The organism is Photorhabdus sp. RW14-46, assembly GCF_963887965.1.
In the GTDB taxonomy this organism is placed as follows: domain Bacteria; phylum Pseudomonadota; class Gammaproteobacteria; order Enterobacterales; family Enterobacteriaceae; genus Photorhabdus; species Photorhabdus laumondii.
Genome location: NZ_CAWPHH010000051.1, coordinates 1 through 22,052 on the forward strand (window position 1 = coordinate 1; position 22,052 = coordinate 22,052).

Annotated in this window: 1 protein-coding gene; it reads left to right on the forward strand. The window is 52.7% G+C overall.

The features are described from left to right. Positions 1 to 22,052: non-ribosomal peptide synthetase (locus AACQ38_RS22395; protein WP_165579099.1), on the forward strand; the 22,052-nt coding region annotated here is incomplete at both ends.

Consider the following 22,052-nt stretch of genomic DNA (forward strand, 5'->3'; position numbering starts at 1 on the left):
GGGAAATCATGATGGCGTTGGGAAGTGGGGCCTGTCTGGTTATCGCAGTCGATATCGTCCGGCAGGACCCGCTTCGTCTCTGGCATTATCTGGAGCAACAGGCAGTGACCCATGCCTGTCTGACCCCGGCTCTGCTTCGGGATGGAGGAGATTTACCGGCGCTAACGATAACACCGACAGTGATATTAGGCGGTGAAGCACCTAGCGCAGCACTATTTCAGACACTTTGTCGCCGGGCGGCGCTGTTTAATGCCTATGGCCCGACAGAAATCACGGTGTGTGCGGCGACCTGGTGTTGTCCACCAGACTACACGGATACGTTAGTGCCTATCGGCCATCCGACGGCGAACACCCAGATTTATTTGTTGAATAGCGACGGCCAGCCAGTGCCGTTGGGGGCAGTAGGTGAGTTGTATGTCGGTGGTGCGGGGGTGGCGCGTGGCTACCTTAATCGTCCTGAACTGACGGCTGAACGCTTTTTAGCTGACCCATTTAGTGAGATGCCGGGTGCGCGGATGTATCGGACCGGCGATTTGGCCCGTTATCTGCCAGATGGCAATTTAGTATTTGTTGGTCGTAATGACCAGCAGATTAAAATTCGGGGCTTCCGGATTGAACCGGGTGAAATCGAGACCCGGTTGACAGAGTACCCTGCGGTACGTGAAGCGGTAGTGTTAGCGCGGGGTGAGGAGCATGATAAGCGTCTAGTGGCTTGGGTGGTGGCAGAAGAAAACGATGAATTGGCGAATAGCCTGCGTACTCATCTGAGCACAATTTTGCCAGATTATATGATGCCGGCGGCTTTTGTCCGTTTGGATGCACTACCGTTGACGCCGAATGGAAAGCTGGACCGTCTAGCGTTACCGGCACCGGACGAAGAAGCCTTTTCCCGCCAGATTTACGAAGCGCCACAAGGCGAAACAGAGATAGCACTGGCCGCTATCTGGCGTGAGTTACTGGGGATTGAGCTGGTGGGACGGTATGACAGTTTCTTTGCTCTGGGCGGCCATTCGTTATTGGCGGTGAGGATGATAAACCGAATGGCGGCTTTAGGCATTGAATTGCCGCTGACCACGTTGTTTAAATCACCGACGTTGGCAGATTTTGCTGAGGTAATGAGGGCTCAGCTTGGTGAACAGAACAATAGTGTGTCTGCTATGCTGCCGATATCCCGAGAGGGTGCATTACCGCTGTCATTTGCTCAACAGCGTCTATGGCTCCTGGCCCAATTTGAAGGGGTTAGCCAGACTTATCATGTCCCAATGGCTCTGCGTTTACATGGTCAGTTGGATATCGCTGCTTGGCAGCAGGCGCTGAATCGCTTGTTTGCCCGCCACGAGGCTTTGCGTTCCATCTTTATCTCGGAGGATGGTCAGCCTCAGGTCGAATTGTTGCCGGCTGAATTGGGTTTGCCGATGAGCAAACACGATTTGCGTAAAGTGTTTGATGCAGATAAACGACTTGAGCGTTTATGTGTACAGGAAGCGGAGGTGCCGTTTGATCTTGCTGGTGGTCCGTTAATCCGAGCGGGTTTGATACAACGGGCTGACGATGATTATGTCTTTTTGCTGACTCAGCATCATATTGTGTCAGACGGCTGGTCGGCTGGCGTGTTGATGCATGAGTTGAGTGCCCTCTATACCGCTTTTTCAATGGGGCTGCCAGATCCGTTACCGCCACTGGCAATTCAGTATCCTGATTATGCTGCCTGGCAGCGTCAGTGGCTGTCGGCGGAGCGGTTACAAATCCAATCTGACTATTGGAGAATGAGTCTGGCAGATGCGCCAGTTCTACTGGATTTGCCTACTGATCGGTCACGTCCATCTCAGCAGTCGTTTGCCGGGGCTTTATTACCCGTCAATTTGGATGCGGAGTTAACCCAATCTCTTAAACGTTTGAGTGAGCAACAGGGAGTCACGTTATTTATGACGTTGCTGGCTGCTTGGGCAACAGTCTTATCACGCCTATCAGGCCAGGAAGATCTGGTTATCGGTACGCCGAGTGCCGGTCGCAGTCGGCAGGAAGTGGAATCCCTGATCGGCTTTTTTGTGAATACACTGGCGTTACGCATGGATTTATCCGATTCCCCCAATGTGGCGGAATTGCTGGCGCGAGTGCGACAAACTGCGCTGGCGGCACAGGAGCATCAGGATCTCCCGTTTGAACAGGTAGTGGAAATTGTACAACCACCACGCCACTTGGCACATACTCCGCTGTTCCAGGTGATGTTTGCTTGGCAGAACAATGAAGGCATGGAATGGAAGATGCCGGGACTGACGGTTTCACCTGCCGAGCAACGCATTGATATCGCTAAGTTTGACCTTGAATTGAGTCTGTCTGAAGTAGACGGCCGAATTGTCGGTTATCTGAATTATTCCACCGCCCTGTTTGATCAACTTACCATTGAGCGGCAGGTGGGCTATCTCCATACCGTACTACGAGAGATGGCGGCTAACCCTCAACAGCCGGTTGGGAAAATCGATATCCTGACCGTGGCGGAACGCAAACTGTTGCTGGAAACCTGGAATGCAACCCAGACGCGATATCCTGACCAGACATGCATTCATCGGTTGTTTGAACAACAGGAGGAGAAAACCCCTGACGCAGTAGCGCTGGTGTATGAAGAACACATTCTCAGCTACACCGAATTAAATGCTCGCGCTAACCGATTGGCGCGCCAGTTAATTAAGTGGGGGATACGGTCAGATGAGCGGGTTGCTGTGCTGTTAGAACGTTCCATTGAGCTGATCGTGGCCCAATTGGCAATTCTCAAAGCCGGGGCCGTTTATGTGCCAATCGATCCCCGTGTGCCGGACGAACGGAAAAACTGGCTGATAAACGACTGTTCAGCCAAGTTATTGCTTAGCGGTATCCCGGTTGATGTGGCGATCCCCCGGTTTTCTCTAACTGATGAGATGATCACTATCGAAGAAGAAGATCACCGCAATCTTGACTTGCCTCGCTCCAGTACCGACTTGGCCTATATCATGTATACCTCTGGCTCGACCGGTACACCCAAAGGGGTAATGGTGCCGCATCGTGCGGTGGTTCGACTGGTCATCAATAACGGGTACGCTGAAATCGGGCCGGATGATCGGGTGGCGTTTGAGGCCAACCCGGCTTTCGATGCCAGTACCTTTGAAGTCTGGGCACCATTGCTCAATGGCGGTACGCTGGTGGTGATTGATCACACTACGTTACTGACGCCTAAAGAATTTGTTCAGGCATTACAGACTCATCGCATTACCGTACTATGGCTGAGTGTCGGGCTGTTTAACCGACTGGCGACAGCGTTGTTCCCAGTGCTGCCACAAATCAAGACCCTGATTGTCGGCGGCGATGTGCTGGATCCGCATGTGATGGCGCAGGTTCTGCGTGATAGCCCGCCTCAACAGTTATTAAATGGTTATGGACCGAGTGAGGGCACCACCTTCACTACCACCTACCGCATCACGGCATTATCACCGGAAGTGAGCCGGATCCCCATTGGTCGACCGATAGCCAATACGCGGGTTTATCTGTTGGATACCTATGGTCAGCCAGTGCCACAGGGGGTAACCGGTGAGATTTATATCGGTGGAGATGGGGTTGCCTGTGGTTATTTCAATCGCCCCGAACTGACCGCGGAGCGTTTTCTGTCGGATCCATTTAGTGATAAACCGGATGCCCGCCTGTATCGGACCGGGGATTTGGCCCGTTACCTGCCAGACGGCAATCTGGAGTTTCTGGGCCGCAATGACCAGCAGGTGAAAATCCGTGGTTTCCGTATTGAACTAGGGGAAATCGAAGCCCGATTGCTGGAATACCCGTTCGTGAGTGAAGCGGTTGTGCAGGTGATGGGCGGCGGTCAGGACAAACGGTTGATAGCTTATGTGGTAACAGAAGCGGATGAGGAGTTAGTTAACCGTCTGCATACCCACCTAAGTACCATTTTACCGGATTATATGGTGCCGACGGCCTTTGTACGTCTGGATACCTTCCCGTTGACGCCGAACGGCAAATTGGATCGTCGGGCATTACCGGCACCGGGGGAGGAAGCTTTTGTCCGGCAAGTTTATGAAGCACCGCAGGGAGAAACAGAAATCCTATTGGCTGCTATCTGGAGCGAGTTGTTGGGGATTGAACAGATCAGTCGGCACGATAGTTTCTTTGCCTTGGGCGGCCATTCTCTGCTTGCGGTGCGGATGATTGAGCGCCTGCGTAACGTGGGGTTAACGCTGGCGGTACGTGACCTATTTCAATCTCCGATGTTATCGGCATTTGCCCAAACAGTAGGCCAATCACCTCCGGTGGTGGTGCCGGCGAATGTCATCACCCCGGCGACCACGGCACTTACACCCGAAATGTTGCCGCTGATTGAGCTGACCCAGCTTGAAATTGACCATATCGTGGGACAAGTGCCGGGTGGGATGGCTAATATTCAGGATATCTATGCCCTGTCTCCGTTGCAGGACGGTATTCTGTTTCACCATTTGCTGGCCAATGAAGGTGACCCGTATCTATTGGTCAGCCAAATGACTTTTGATGATCGCGCCTTGTTGGATCGTTATCTGGCAGCAGTGCAACAGGTAGTGAATCGCCACGATATTCTGCGTACCGCCTTTGTTTGGCAAGGATTATCAACGCCGGCTCAAGTGGTTTGGCGTCAGGCACCATTATCAGTCACTAAGCTGACATTGGACCCAGTTGATGGGCCGGTCCGTGACCAGTTAGCTCAACTTTTTGATCCACGTCGCTATCGTATTGATCTGCAACGAGCCCCATTGTTGCACTTTGTGGTAGCACAGGAGGAGGATGGCCGTTGGAGCGTACTGCAATTGCTACATCATCTGATTGGCGACCATACCACAATGGAAGTGATGCATGGCGAAGTTCAGGCTTACCTAGTCGGACAGGAAGAGAACTTGCCTGTGCCAGTTCCTTTCCGCAATCTGGTAGCTCAAGTTCGTTTGGGGGTGAGTCAAGCCGAACATACCCGCTTTTTTACTGACATGTTAGCTGAGGTGGATGAACCAACACTGCCATTTGGGTTGACGGAGGTACATCGAGATGGTTCGCAGGTGACGGAATCGCACCGGATGTTACCTGTTAGGTTGAACGATCGTCTGCGCAATCAGGCCCGGCGTCTGGGTGTCAGTTTGGCTACGTTATGCCATCTGGCTTGGGCACAGGTTTTATCACGTACCAGCGGGCAGGATAAAGTGGTGTTCGGTACCGTGCTGTTTGGGCGAATGCAGGCAGGGCAAGGAGGTGACAGCGGCATGGGGCTGTTTATCAATACCTTGCCGTTGCGACTGGATATGGATGATACCCCGGTGCAGGAAAGTGTACGGGCAGCTCATTCTCGGTTAGCTGGATTGCTGGAGCATGAACATGCGTCACTGGCGCTGGCTCAACGTTGCAGTGGAATACCGGGGGAAGCGCCCCTCTTTAGTGCTTTGCTGAACTACCGGCATAGTGCGCAACCGGTTACCACGGATGCAACCATCAGCGGTATTGAATTTCTCGGCGGGCAAGAGCGTACTAACTATCCGTTTGTCTTGTCGGTGGAGGATGTTGGTCATGCTTTAGGATTGACGGCGCAAATTGCTCAACCGATTGATCCGGAAAGGATATGTGATTATATGCAGCAGGCGCTGGAGAGTCTGGCAGTGGCGCTTGAACAGCATCCGGAGATACCGGTACGAACATTGAATATTTTGCCAACAGCAGAGAAAAAGCTGTTGCTGGAAACCTGGAATGCAACTGAAACGTCGTATCCAGATCACGGTTGTATTCACCAACTGTTTGAGCAATGGGCAGAGAAAAGTCCAGATGCCACGGCACTGGTGTATGAAGAACAGAGCTTCAGCTATACCGAGCTCAATAACCGCGCCAACCGTCTGGCGCATCAACTGATCGCGTTGGGCGTCATACCGGACCAACGGGTGGCGGTTTGCGTGTCACGTTCATTGGCAATGGTGGTAGGGGTATTAGCCGTGCTGAAAGCCGGGGGTGCCTATGTACCGCTGGATCCGGTCTATACCGGTGAGCGCCTGACACATATCCTGACCGATGCTGCCCCCGCTATTTTGCTGGCGGATAATGTCGGGCGTGATGTGCTGGGAGAGGACGCACTGGCAGGGTTAACGGTACTTGACCCAAATAGCCTGCCTGATCAACCGGACAGTAACCCGCAAGTGCCGGCATTGACGGCACAGCATCTGGCGTATGTGATTTACACCTCGGGCTCGACCGGCACGCCGAAAGGGGTGATGGTGGAACATCGCCATATCCTGCGTTTGTTTGAGGCGACTGAATCCTGGTATCACTTTAATCGGCAAGATATTTGGTGCCTGTTCCACTCCATTGCGTTTGATTTCTCGGTGTGGGAATTATGGGGGGCGTTACGTTACGGTGCTAAATTAGTGCTGGTTCCGCACGCGATTGCCCGTTCCCCCCAGGAGCTGCATCAATTCGTGTGTCAGCATGGCATCACAGTGTTGAATCAGACCCCCAGTGCCTTTAAAGCCTTTATTGCCAGCTATATCGCCAATCCGTTACCGGACTGCTTGCGCTATATCATCTTTGGTGGGGAAGCACTCGATCCGAGTATTTTGAAGCCGTGGTATGCCCTGCGTGAGGAGACGTTGCCGCAGTTGGTGAATATGTACGGTATCACAGAGACCACGGTTCACGTCACTTACCGGGCACTGGCTCGCCATGATGTAGAACAGATAACGAGTCCTATTGGCACACGGCTCCCGGACTTAACTCTCTATCTGCTGGATAAGTATAGTCAGCTTGTGCCGTTAGGTGCCGTGGGTGAGTTATATATTGGCGGGGCCGGTGTGGCACGGGGTTATCTCAATCGTCCTGAGCTGACGGCGGAGCGTTTTCTACCAGATCCGTTCAGTAGTGAGCCGGATGCCCGGATGTACCGCACCGGGGATTTGGCCCGCTATTTGCCAGATGGCAATTTGGCGTTCTTGGGCCGAAATGACCAACAGGTGAAAATCCGCGGTTTCCGCATTGAGCCGGGAGAAATCGAAGCCCGATTGACGGAACACCCGGCAGTGCATGAAGCGGTTGTACAGGTGATGGGCGGCGATCAGGATAAACGGCTGGTGGCTTATGTAGTGGCAGAAGTGGATAAGGAGTTGATTAATCGTCTGCGTACTCACTTAGGTGCGATTTTACCGGATTATATGGTGCCGGCAGCATTTGTCTGTATGGATGCCTTCCCATTGACCCCGAACGGTAAACTGGATCGTCGGGCGCTACCGGTGCCGGGGGAAAATGCCTTTGCCCGTCAGGTTTATGCAGCGCCGCAAGGGGAGACAGAAACTCTGCTAGCCACTATTTGGAGCGAGTTATTGGGTATTGAACGGGTGAGTCGGCATGACAACTTCTTTGCATTGGGTGGTCATTCGCTGTTGGCGGTACGGATGATTGAACGTCTGCGTAATGCGGGATTAACGCTGGCGGTGCGTGATTTATTCCAATCCCCGGTGTTATCGGCATTTGCCCAAACAGCAGGACAATCACTGGAAGTGGTGGTGCCGACGAATGTCATTACCCCGGTGACCACGGCACTCACACCCGAAATGTTGCCGTTGGCTGATCTGACCCAATCTGAGATTGATCATATCATTGCACAAGTATCAGGTGGGGTTGCCAATATTCAGGATATCTATGGCTTATCACCGTTGCAGGACGGTATTCTGTTCCACCATTTACTAGCGAATAAAGGAGATCCGTATCTGCTGGCTGGTCAGATGGTCTTTGCTAACCGCGACTTGTTGGACAACTATTTGGCGGCAGTACAACAGGTAGTTAATCGCCACGATATTTTGCGTACCGCCTTTGTTTGGCAAGGATTATCAGCGCCAGTTCAGGTGGTTTGGCGTCAAGCTCAATTATCAGTCACTGAACTGACACTAGACCCGGTTGATGGGCTGGTCTGTGACCAGCTAGCTCAACATTTTGATCCGCGTCGCTATCGTATTGATCTGCAACGAGCACCACTGTTGCATTTTGCGGTGGCGCAGGAGGACGATGGCCGTTGGAGTGCACTGCAATTGCAGCATCATCTGATTGGTGACCATACCACAATGGAAGTGATGCAGGGCGAGATTCAGGCTTATCTTGCCGGACAGGAAGAGAACTTGCCTGTGCCGGTCCCTTTCCGCAATCTGGTGGCTCAGGCCCGGTTGGGGGTGAGTCAGGCCGCACATACCCGCTTCTTTACTGACATGCTGTCTGAAGTGGATGAACCGACGCTGCCGTTCGGGTTGATGGAGGTACATCGAGATGGTTCACAGGTGATGGAATCGCACCAGATGTTAACGCCTGAACTGAATGATCGTCTGCGCAGTCAGGCACGGCGTATGGGTGTCAGCTTAGCAACTTTATGCCATCTGGCCTGGGCACAGGTCTTGTCGCGTACCAGCGGACAGGTAAAAGTGGTATTCGGCACCGTGCTGTTTGGACGGATGCAAGCAGGACAAGGGGCTGACAATGGCATGGGGCTATTTACCAATACTTTGCCGTTGCGACTGGATATGGATGATACCCCGGTGCGGGACGGTGTACGATTAGCCCATACTCGGTTAGCTGAATTGCTGGAGCATGAACATGCCTCACTGGCGCTGGCCCAACGTTGTAGTGAGGTGCCGAGGGAAACACCTCTCTTTAGCGCGTTACTGAACTACCGGCATAGTGCACAGCCGGTTCCCACGGATGTAACCATCAGCGGTATTGAATTCCTTAGCGGGCAAGAGCGCACTAACTATCCACTTGTCTTGTCGGTGGAAGATTTTGGTCACGCACTGGGGCTGACGGTGCAAATTGTTCAACCGATTGATCCGAAACGCGTGTGTGGTTATATGCAACAGGCGCTGGAAAGTCTGGCAGCGGCGCTTGAACAGCAGCCGGAGACACCGGTACGGTTGCTGAATATCTTGCCGGAAGCTGAGAAGAGGTTGTTACTGGCAACTTGGAGCGCGACTCAAGCACCATATCCTGACCAGAGTTGTATTCACCGGCTGTTTGAGCAACAGGCAGAAAATACCCCTAATGCGATAGCGTTGGTGTATGGAAAACATATTCTCAACTATGCCGAATTAAATGCTCGCGCTAACCAACTAGCCCACTGGTTAATTGGGCAAGGGGTCAAGCCGGATAACCGGGTCGCTGTGCTATTAGAACGTTCTGTTGAGCTGGTGGTGGCTCAGTTGGCTATCCTTAAGGCTGGGGCTGTTTATGTGCCGATTGATCCCCGAGTGCCGGATGAGCGGAAGTATTGGTTGATAAGCGACTGTTCAGCCAAGTTATTGCTTACCGATACTCCGATTGACTTGGCGATCCCCCGGTTTTGCCTGGCCGATGAGATGGGTGCTATTAGGCAGGAAGATAACCGCAATCCTGACTTACCCCGTTCCAGTACTGAACTGGCCTATATCATGTATACCTCAGGCTCAACGGGCACGCCCAAAGGAGTGATGGTACCGCATCGGGCAGTGGTTCGGCTGGTGATTAATAATGGGTACACCGAAATTGGGCCGGATGATCGGGTGGCGTTTGAAGCTAACCCGGCTTTTGATGCCAGCACCTTTGAAGTCTGGTCGCCGTTGCTTAATGGCGGCGTGCTGGTGGTGATTGATCACGCCACGTTGCTGATGCCTAAAGAACTTGTTCAAGCATTGCAGACTCATCGCATTACCGTGCTGTGGCTAAGTGTCGGGTTATTTAACCGACTGGCGGCAGAGTTGTCTCCGGCTTTCCCCCAGCTCAAAATCCTCATTGTCGGCGGTGATGTGCTGGATCCACATGTAATTAGACAAGTTCTGCGTGATAACCCACCGCAACAGTTATTGAATGGCTATGGACCGAGTGAAGGCACCACCTTTACTACCACTTACCGTATTACAGCGTTATCGCCAGAAGTGGCGAGAATTCCCATTGGTCGACCAATAGCCAATACGCGGGTTTATCTGTTGGATACTTATGGTCATCCAGTGCCGCAGGGGGCAATCGGTGAGATTTATATCGGCGGAGATGGAGTTGTTTGTGGCTATCTTAATCGTCCTGAACTGACGAAGGAACGTTTTTTGCCAGATCCGTTCAGTGATGAACCCAATGCTCGCCTGTATCGCACCGGGGATTTAGCTCGTTACCTACCAGACGGTAATCTGGAATTCCTGGGCCGCAATGATCAACAGGTGAAAATCCGCGGTTTCCGCATTGAACCGGGGGAAATCGAAGCCCAATTGCTGAAACACCCGGCAGTAAGCGAAGCGTTGGTGCTGACTTTGGGTAACGGTCAGGATAAACGGTTGGTGGCTTATGTGGTGGCAGAAGCGGATGAGATGCTGGTTAACCATCTACGTACTCACTTAAGTATGATTTTACCGGATTATATGGTGCCGGCAGCCTTTGTGCGTTTGGATACCTTTCCGTTGACGCCAAACGGCAAACTAGATCGCCGAGCATTACCGGTGCCGGGGGAAGAAGATTTTGCCCGGCAGATTTACGCCGCACCGTTAGGGGAGATGGAAACCCTATTGGCGACTATCTGGTGTGAATTACTCGGTGTTGAGCGAATTAGCCGATATGACAACTTTTTCGTTTTAGGCGGCCATTCGTTGTTAGCAGTGCGAATGATGAACCGGATAGCGGCGTTGGGGATTGAATGGCCATTGTCCACGCTGTTTACATTCCCTGTTTTGACTACTTTTGCTGAAGCGATAAGTGCCCAGTTTGGGGAATCGGACAGGATATTACCTGCTATCGTTCCGCTATCGCGTGAAGGCCAATTGCCGCTGTCATTTGCGCAACAACGTCTGTGGTTCCTGACTCAGTTTGACGGGGTGAGTGAGACCTATCATATTCCGCTGGCCTTACGTCTACATGGTCGGTTGGATATCGCCGCTTGGCAACAGACACTTGATACACTGTTTGCCCGCCATGAAGCGTTGCGCTCTGTCTTCGTTGCTGTCGATGGTCAACCGCAGATAGAGTTGTTGCCGGCGGCATCAGGCTTGCTGATGAGAAAATATGATCTGCGTGACATGCCTGATGTAGATGCGCAGCTTGCGTCTCTCTCTGCTCAGGAAATTGAAACACTGTTTGATCTTGCTCGCGGCCCATTAATTCGTTCCAGTCTGATACAACTGGCTGATGATGATCACGTTTTCTTGCTGACTCTACATCATATTGTTTTTGATGGTTGGTCTGTCAGCGTGTTGATGCGTGAATTGAGCTCCCTTTACACCGCGTTTCTGGCGGGACAGCCAGATCCGTTGCCACCGTTGACGATTCAGTACCCTGATTACGCCGCTTGGCAGCGTCAATGGTTGTCGGCTGACCGCATACAGTCCCAATCTGATTATTGGCGCGCGAGGCTGGTTGATGCACCGGTTCTTTTGGATTTACCTACTGACCGGCCACGTCCGCTTCAGCAGTCGTTTGCCGGGGCCTTATTGCCTGTCAGTCTGGATGCGGAGTTAACCCAATCCCTTAAGCGCCTGAGTGAGCAACAGGGCGTCACGTTATTTATGACCCTGTTGGCGGCTTGGGCGACAGTGCTGTCACGCCTGTCAGGTCAGGAAGATCTGGTTATCGGTACGCCAAGTGCTGGTCGTGGTCGGCAGGAAGTGGAATCTCTGATTGGCTTCTTTGTGAATACGTTGGCGTTGCGGATGGATTTATCTGATGCACCGAATGTGACGGAATTGCTGGCACGTGTACGACAAACCGCACTGGCGGCACAGGAAAATCAGGATCTCCCGTTTGAACAGGTGGTAGAAATCATGCAACTGCCGCGTCAACTGGCGCACACCCCGCTGTTTCAGGTGATGTTTGCCTGGCAGAACAATGAAAATACGGAATGGCGGCTGCCGGGGCTAGAGGTTTCACCAGTCGAGCAAGTTTTTGATGTGGCTAAGTTTGATCTTGAGCTGAATTTGTTTGAAGTTGAAGGCCAGATTGTCGGTTACCTGAATTATGCTACGGCGTTATTTGATCAAGCGACCATTGAGCGGCAGGTGGGCTATCTCCATACCGTATTGTGGGGGATGGTAGCTAACCCTCAACAGCCGGTCGGGAAAATCGATATCCTGACCGTGGCGGAGCGTAAGCTGTTACTGGAAACTTGGAACGCAACTGGAATGCCGTATCCTGCTCACTGTTGTATTCACCGGCTGTTTGAGCAACAGGCAGAAAAAAGCCCGGATGCCACTGCGCTGATGTATGCAGGGCAAGTTCTCAGTTATGCCGAATTAAATGCCCGTGCTAATCGGCTGGCGCATCAACTGATAATGTTGGGAGTCGCACCAGAGCAGCGGGTGGCAATTTGCGTCGCGAGCTCACCGGCGCGGATCGTGGGACTGCTGGCAGTACTGAAAGCCGGGGGGGCCTATGTACCGCTAGACCCGGCTTATCCGGGGGAACGTCTGGTTCATATTTTAACCGATGCTGTGCCGGCTATTGTGCTGGCAGATAATACGGGACGTACCGCATTAGGTGAAAAAGTGCTGGCAGCGTTAACTGTACTGGATCCGAATAGCCTGCCTGATCAGCCAGATAGCAACCCGCAAGTATCGGCATTAACCCCACGCCATCTGGCGTATGTGATTTATACCTCCGGTTCGACCGGCATACCAAAGGGCGTCATGATCGAACACCGTGGGCTGGTTAATCTGATTCAGGAAAAAATCATTCAGTTTGAGATTCATCCGGGTAGCCGGATGTTGCAGTTTGCCTCATTTGGCTTTGATGCGGGTGTCTGGGAAACCATGATGGCATTGTGCAGTGGGGCCACTTTGGCGATCCCGGCTGATACGGTTCGTCAGGAGCCTCGTTATCTCTGGCATTATCTGGAAGAGCAGGCGATAACTCACGCCTGTCTGACCCCGGCCCTGCTCCGGGAGGGGACTGATTTACCGGAAATGACGATAAGACCGACGCTGATACTCGGTGGTGAGGCACCCAGCGCAACGTTGCTTCAAGCCCTGAGTCGTCGGGCAACGGTGTTTAATGCCTATGGCCCGACGGAAATCACGGTGTGTGCGACCACCTGGCGTTGTCCGCCAGACTACACTGAGGGTGTCATTGCGATTGGACGTCCGACAGTTAACACACAGGTTTATTTGCTGAATACTGACGGCCAGCCGGTGCCGTTAGGGGCAGTCGGAGAGCTCTATATTGGCGGTATCGGGGTAGCGCGAGGCTATCTCAACCGGCCTGATTTGACGGCGGAACGTTTTCTGGCCGATCCATTTAGCGATGAGCCGGATGCCCGTCTGTACCGGACCGGGGATTTAGCCCGCTACCTGCCGGATGGCAATCTGGAATTCCTGGGTCGTAATGACCAGCAGGTGAAAATCCGCGGTTTCCGTATTGAACCGGGGGAAATCGAAGCTCGCTTAATAGAACACCTGGCGGTAAGCGAAGCGCTGGTGCTGACTTTGGGTGACGGTCAGGATAAACGGTTGGTGGCTTATGTGGTGGCAGAAGCGGATGACCGGTTGGTTAACAACTTGTACGCTCATCTAAGAGCCATTTTGCCGGATTACATGGTGCCGGCGGCCTTTGTACGCCTGGATACCTTCCCGTTGACACCGAACGGCAAACTGGATCGCCGGGCACTGCCCGCGCCGGGGGTGGAAGCCTTTGCCCGTCAGGTTTATGCAGCGCCGCAAGGAGAAATAGAAACCCGGCTGGCTGCTGTCTGGCGCGAGTTGTTGGGCATTGAACAGGTTAGTCGGCATGACAGCTTCTTTGCTCTGGGGGGTCATTCATTGCTGGCGGTGCGGATGGTTGAACGTCTGCGTAATGCGGGGTTAACGCTGGCGGTACGTGATTTATTCCAATCTCCAGTGTTATCTGAATTTGCCCAAACAGTAGGGCAATCACCGGTTGTGGCGGTGCCGACGAATGTCATTACCTCGGCGACTACGAAACTGACACCCGAGATGTTGCCGTTGATTGATCTCACTCAGACTGAGATTGACCATATCATTGAACAAGTGCCGGGTGGGATTGCCAATATTCAGGATATCTATGCCCTGTCACCGTTGCAGGACGGCATCCTGTTCCACCATTTGCTGGCCAGTGAAGGCGACCCGTATTTGCTGGTTGGTCAGATGGTCTTTGCTGACCGCGCCCTGTTGGATAGCTATTTAGTGGCAGTGCAACAGGTGATTAACCGTCATGACATCCTGCGCACGGCTTTTATCTGGCAGGGATTATCCACGCCGGTTCAGGTGGTCTGGTGTCAGGCTTTATTGTCAATTACTGAACTGACATTGAACCCGATTGATGGGCCGGTCCGAGACCAGTTAGCTCAACGTTTTGATCCGCGTCGATATCGTATTGATCTGAAACGAGCACCTTTGCTGCATTTTGTAGTGGCTCAGGAGGAGGATGGTCGCTGGAGTGTATTGCAATTGTTGCATCATTTGATTGGCGACCATACGACGCTGGAAGTGATGAACGGTGAAGTTCAGGCTTATCTTGCCGGACAGGAAGAGAACTTGTCTGCGCCAGTCCCTTTCCGCAATCTGGTGGCACAGGCTCGGTTGGGGGGGAGTCAGGCTGAGCATACCCGTTTCTTTACTGACATGTTGGCTGAAGTGGATGAACCAACGCTCCCGTTCGGGTTGACGGAAGTACATCGGAACGGCTCACAAATGGCCGAGTTGCACCGGATGTTGACGCCTGAGCTGAATAACCGTTTGCGTAGTCAGGCCCGGCGTCTGGGCGTCAGTTTGGCTGCGTTGTGTCATTTGGCCTGGGCACAGGTCTTGTCGCGTACCAGCGGACAGGCGAAAGTGGTGTTTGGCACCGTACTGTTTGGGCGGATGCAAGCAGGGGAAGGAGTTGACAGCGGCATGGGATTATTTATCAACACCTTGCCGTTGCGGTTGGATATAGATGAGACCTCGGTGCAGGACAGTGTACGGTTAGCGCATACTCGGTTAGCAGGGTTGCTTGAGCATGAACATGCTTCGCTGGCGTTGGCTCAACGTTGCAGTGGAGTGCAAAATGAAACGCCGCTCTTTAGCGCTTTGTTGAACTACCGGCATAATGTACCGGCGATAGCCACGGATGCAATCATTAGCGGCATTGAATTCCTTAGCGGGCAAGAGCGCACTAACTATCCGTTGGTGCTCTCAGTGGAGGATTTTGGTGACGCACTGGGGTTGACGGTGCAAATTGTTCAACCGATTGCTCCGGAGCGGATATGTGGTTATATGCAACAGGCGCTAGAAAGTCTGGCTGCGGCGCTTGAGCAGCAGCCGGAGGCACCAGTACGATTGCTGAATATCTTGCCGGCATCGGAGAAAAAACTGTTGCTGGAGAGCTGGAACGCGACCCAAGCACCATATCCTGACCAATGTTGTATTCACCGGTTGTTTGAACAACAGGCAGAAAACACGCCTGATGCGATAGCACTGATATATGGAGAACACATTTTCAACTATGCCGAATTAAATGCTCGCGCTAACCGGTTAGCGCGTCGGTTAATCAGGCAGGGGATTCAACCGGATGAGCGGATTGCTGTTTTGTTAGAGCGTTCTATTGAGCTGGTGGTGGCTCAATTGGCTATCCTCAAAGCCGGGGCTGTTTATGTGCCGATCGATCCCAGTGTGCCGGACGAGAGGAAGCATTGGCTGATAAGAGACTGTTCAGCCAAGTTATTGCTTACCGATATCCCGATTGACCTGGCGATTCCTCGGTTTTGTTTGGCCGATGAGATGGGGGCTATTAGGGGAGAGGATTACCTTAATCTTGACTTATCTCGGTCCAGTACCGAGCTGGCTTATATTATGTATACTTCCGGCTCGACCGGTATGCCCAAAGGGGTGATGGTGCCGCATCGTGCTGTAGTTCGGCTGGTGATTAATAACGGATATGCCGAAATTGGGCCGGATGATCGGGTCGCGTTTGAAGCTAACCCGGTTTTCGATGCTAGCACCTTTGAAGTGTGGGCACCGCTGCTTAATGGCGGTGCGCTGGTGGTGATTGATCACGCCACTGTGCTAACACCCAAAGAGTTTGCTCAAGTATTACGGAATTATCGCATTACCGTGCTGTGGCTGAGTGTCGGGTTGTTTAACCGACTGGCAGCAGAGTTGTCCCCGGTTTTCCCGCAGCTCAAAATCTTGATTGTTGGTGGCGATGTGCTGGATCCGCATGTGATGGCGCAAGTTCTGCGTGATAGTCCGCCGCAACAGTTATTGAATGGCTATGGACCCAGTGAGGGCACCACCTTTACCACTACCTACCGTATTGCAACGTTACCGTCAGGAGTGATCCGGATCCCCATTGGCCGACCGATAGCTAATACGCGGATTTATCTGTTGGATGCCAATGGTCAGCCAGTGCCGTTGGGTGTGGAAGGAGAGATTTATATCGGCGGGGATGGAGTTGCCTGTGGCTATCTTAATCGTCCTGAACTGACCGCAGAGCGTTTTTTGCCGGATCCGTTCAGTGATAAACCCGATGCCCGCCTGTACCGAACTGGGGATTTGGCCCGTTACCTGCCGGATGGCAATCTGGAGTTCTTGGGCCGTAATGACCAACAGGTGAAAATCCGTGGTTTCCGCATTGAGCCGGGGGAAATCGAAGCTCGGCTGATGGAACACCCGGCGGTGCATGAAGCAGTCGTGTTGGTGATGAGTGATGGTCAGGATAAACGGTTGGTGGCTTATGTGGTGGCAGAAGCGGATGAGATGCTGGTTAACCATCTGCGTGATCACTTAAGTGCGGTGTTGCCGGATTATATGGTACCGGCCGCTTTTGTCTGTTTGGATGCCTTCCCGCTGACGCCGAACGGCAAGCTGGACCGTCGGGCGCTACCGGCACCGGGGGAAGAGGATTTTGCCCGGCAAATTTACGCTGCACCGTCAGGGGAGATGGAAACCACATTGGCGGCTATCTGGCGTGAATTACTGAGCGTTGAGCGGATTAGCCGGTATGACAACTTTTTCGCACTGGGCGGCCATTCTTTGCTGGCGGTGCGGATGATGAACCGAATAGCGGCGCTGGGGATTGAATTACCGCTGTCTACGCTGTTTACATTCCCGACTTTGATGGCTTTTGCTGAAGTGATGAGTGCCCGGTTTGATGAGTCAGGCGAGGCATTGCCAGCTATCATTCCGCTATCCCGTGAAGGCCAATTGCCGTTGTCATTTGCGCAACAGCGTCTGTGGTTCCTGGCGCAGTTTGAGGGGGTGAGTGAAACCTATCATATTCCGCTGGCTCTGCGTTTGCGTGGTCGGCTGGATATCGCCGCCTGGCAACGGGCACTTGATACGCTGTTTGCCCGCCATGAAGCGTTGCGTTCTGTTTTTGTTGCTGTTGACGGTCAGCCGCAGGTGGAATTGTTGCCGACGGAATGGGGCCTGCCGATGAGAAAATATGATCTGCGTGACACGCCTGATGTGGATGCGCAGCTTGCTTCTTTCTCAGTTCAGGAAGCTAGTGTGTCGTTTGATCTTGCCCGTGGCCCATTAATTCGTTCCACTCTGGTACAACTGGCTGACAATGATCACGTTTTTCTGCTGACCCAACATCATATTGTTTCCGATGGCTGGTCTTTAGGGGTACTGAAGTCAGAGCTGGAGACGCTGTATTCGGCTTACTTGAACCAACAGCCAGATCCGTTGCTACCGTTGACGATTCAGTACCCTGATTACGCCGCTTGGCAGTGTCAATGGCTGTCGGCAGCACAGATACAGTCTCAATCTGACTACTGGTGCACAAAGCTGGCTGACGTACCAGTTCTACTGGATTTACCGACTGACCGGCCACGTCCGCCTCAGCAGTCATTTGCCGGAAATACTTTACTCATCAGTCTGGATGCGGAGTTAACCCAATCTCTTAAACTCCTGAGTGAGCAACAGGGCGTCACGTTATTTATGACCCTGTTGGCGGCTTGGGCGACGGTTCTGTCGCGTCTATCGGGTCAGGAAGATCTGGTTATCGGTACGCCAAGTGCTGGTCGCAGTCGACAGGAAGTGGAATCTTTAATCGGCTTCTTTGTGAATACACTAGCGTTGCGTATGGATTTATCCGGTGAACCCAGTGTGGCGGAATTACTGGCACGTGTGCGACAAACGGCGCTGGCAGCGCAAGAACACCAAGATCTGCCGTTTGAGCAGGTGGTGGAAATCGTGCAACCGTCCCGCCGACTGGCGCATACCCCATTGTTCCAAGTGATGTTTGCCTGGCAGAACAATGAGAACACGGAATGGCGGTTGCCGGGATTGGTGGTTTCACCTGTTGAGCAAGCTTTTGATGTGGTTAAGTTCGATCTTGAGCTGAATTTGTTTGAGGTGGAGGGCAGGATTACTGGCTATCTGAATTATGCCACCGCTCTATTTGATCTAGTGACCATTGAGCGGCAGGTAGGCTATCTCCATACCATGCTGCGGGAGATGGTAGCTAATCCTCAACAGACGGTTGGGAAAATCGATATTCTGACCGTAGCGGAGCGCAAGCTGTTATTGGAAACCCGGAATGTCATTGAAACCCGGTATCCTAAGCAGTTATGTATTCATCAGTTATTTGAACAACAGGTGGAGAACGAGCCTAATGAGACGGCAGTGGTATATGAAGAACACACCCTCAGTTACGGCGAGCTCAATGCCCGTGCCAACCGGTTGGCGCATCAACTGATCGCGTTGGGCGTAATACCGGACCAACGGGTGGCGGTTTGCGTATCACGTTCACCGGCAATGGTGGTGGGGGTATTAGCTGTGCTGAAAGCCGGAGGTGCCTATGTGCCGCTGGATCCGGTCTATACTGGTGAGCGCCTGACACATATCCTGACCGATGCTGCCCCCGCTATTTTGCTGGCGGATAATGTCGGGCGTGATGTGCTGGGAGAGGACGCACTGGCAGGGTTAACGGTACTTGACCCAAATAGCCTGCCTGATCAACCGGACAGTAACCCGCAAGTGCCGGGATTGACGGCACAGCATCTGGCGTATGTGATTTACACCTCGGGCTCGACCGGTACGCCGAAAGGGGTGATGGTGGAACATCGTCATATCCTGCGTTTGTTTGACGCCACTGAATCCTGGTATCGCTTTAACCGGCAAGATATTTGGTGTCTGTTCCATTCCATTGCGTTTGACTTCTCGGTATGGGAATTATGGGGGGCGTTACGCTACGGCGCTAAACTGGTGCTGGTTCCGCATGCGATTGCCCGTTCACCCCAGGAGCTGCATCAATTCGTGTGTCAGCATGGTATTACGGTGTTGAATCAGACCCCCAGTGCCTTTAAAGCCTTTATTGCCAGTTATGTTGCCAATCCGTTACCGGACTGCTTGCGCTATATCATCTTTGGTGGGGAAGCACTTGAACCGAGTATGCTGAAGCCGTGGTATGCCCTGCGTGAAGAGACATCGCCTCAGTTGGTGAATATGTACGGTATCACAGAGACCACGGTACACGTCACTTACCGAGCACTGGCTCGCCATGATGTAGAGCAGACAACGAGTCCTATTGGCACACGGCTCCCGGATTTAACCCTCTATTTGTTGGATAAGTATGGTCAGCCAGTACCGTCAGGCGCTGTAGGTGAGTTATATATTGGCGGGGCCGGTGTGGCACGGGGTTATCTCAATCGTCCTGAACTGACGGCGGAACGTTTCCTGACAGACCCGTTTAGTCATATTCCAGATGCCCGGATGTACCGCACCGGGGATTTGGCCCGCTACCTGCCTGACGGCAATCTGGAGTTCTTGGGCCGTAATGACCAACAGGTGAAAATCCGCGGTTTCCGCATTGAGCCAGGGGAAATCGAAGCCCGATTGATGGAATACCCGGCGGTGAGTGAAGCGGTTGTGCTGGCGCTGGATGATGGTCAGGATAAACGGCTGGTGGCTTATATAGTGGCAGAAGTGGATGAGGAGTTGATTAATCATCTGCGTACTCACTTAGGTGCGATTTTACCGGATTATATGGTGCCGGCCGCTTTTGTGCGTCTGGAGACCTTTCCGTTGACCCCGAACGGCAAACTGGATCGCCGGGCGCTACCGGCACCGGGGGAAGATGCCTTTGCCCGTCAGGTTTATGCAGCGCCGCAAGGGGAGACAGAAACTCTGTTAGCCACTGTTTGGAGCGAGTTGTTGGGTATTGAACAGATCAGCCGACACGACAGCTTCTTTGCATTAGGCGGTCATTCATTGCTGGCGGTGCGAATGATTGAACGTCTGCGTAACGTGGGGTTAACGCTAGCGGTGCGTGATTTATTCCAATCCCCGGTGTTATCGGCATTTGCCCAAACAGTAGGGCAATCACCGGCGGTGGTAGTGCCGGCAAATGTTATCACCCCAGTAACCACAACACTCACCCCCGATATGTTGCCATTAATTGATCTCACTCAACCGGAAATTGACCATATCGTTGAACAAGTGCCGGGTGGAATGGCTAATATTCAAGATATTTATGCCCTGTCGCCGTTACAGGACGGTATCTTGTTCCATCATCTACTGGCGAATAAAGGTGATCCGTACCTATTAGTCAGTCAGACGGCTTTCGTTGATCGATCTCTGTTGGACAGTTATTTGGCAGTAGTACAACAGGTGATTAACCGCCATGACATCCTACGCACTGCTTTTATCTGGCAAGGATTATCAACACCGGTTCAGGTGGTCTGGCGTCAGGCACCGTTATCAGTGACTGAATTGACATTGGATCCCATTGATGGACCGGTTTATGAACAACTCATTCAACGTTTTGACCCGCGTTATCATCGTCTCGACTTGAGCCAAGCCCCCTTGCTGCGTTTTATGGTGGCGCAAGAAACGGATGGTCGCTGGATTGCACTGCAATTACAGCATCATCTGATTGGCGATCATACGACACTGGAAGTGATGAACCGAGAAGTTCAGGCGTACCTTACCGGGCGGGAAGAGAACTTGTCTGCGCCGGTCCCTTTCCGCAATCTGGTGGCTCAGGTCCGGTTGGGCGTGAGCCAGGCCGAACATACCCGTTTCTTTACTGACATGTTGGCTGAAGTGGATGAACCGACGCTGCCGTTCGGGTTGACGGAAGTACATCGAGACGGCTCGCAGGTGACAGAATTGCACCGGATGTTGCCCACCATATTGAATAATCGCTTGCGTAGTCAGGCCCGGCGTCTGGGCGTTAGTTTGGCGGCGTTGTGTCATCTGGCCTGGGCACAGGTATTGTCGCGTATCAGTGGACAAGAGAAAGTGGTGTTCGGCACTGTGCTGTTCGGGCGGATGCAGGGTGGAGAAGGCGCTGATAGCGGCATGGGACTGTTTGTCAACACCTTGCCGTTACGACTGGATATAAATAATACCCCGGTACAGGATAGTGCACGCTTAACCCATACTCGGTTAGCTGAATTGCTTGCGCATGAACATGCTTCACTGGCACTGGCTCAACGTTGCAGTGAAGTGTCGGGGGAAACGCCCCTCTTTAGTACTTTGCTGAACTACCGGCATAGTGCGCAGCCGATCACCGTAGATGAAACTATCAGCGGTATAGAATCCTTTAACGGGCAGGAACGTACCAACTATCCGTTTACTCTATCGGTGGAGGATTTTGGTCACGCTTTAGGATTGACCGCGCAAGTGGTACAACCGTTTGATCCGGAACGGATATGTGGTTATATGCAACAGGCGCTGGAGAGTTTGGTGGAAGCACTTGAACAGGCACCGGAAACACCGGTACGGGCATTGAATATTCTGCCAGAAGTGGAACGCCGATTGTTGCTAAAAACTTGGAATGCGACTGAAACTGTCTACCCTGAGCAGTTATGTGTCCATCAGTTATTTGAACAACAAGTGGAGAAAAACCCGGATGCTACGGCGCTGGTGTATGAAGAACAGACGTACAGCTATGCGGAACTGAATACCCGCGCTAACCGACTGGCCCATCAACTGATTGCGTTGGGTATTGCGCCAGACCAGCGAGTAGCGATTTGCGTGACACGTTCACCGACGATGATTGTGGGCTTGCTGGCGGTGTTGAAAGCGGGTGGTGCCTATGTTCCATTGGACCCGGCTTATCCAGGGGAACGTTTGGCA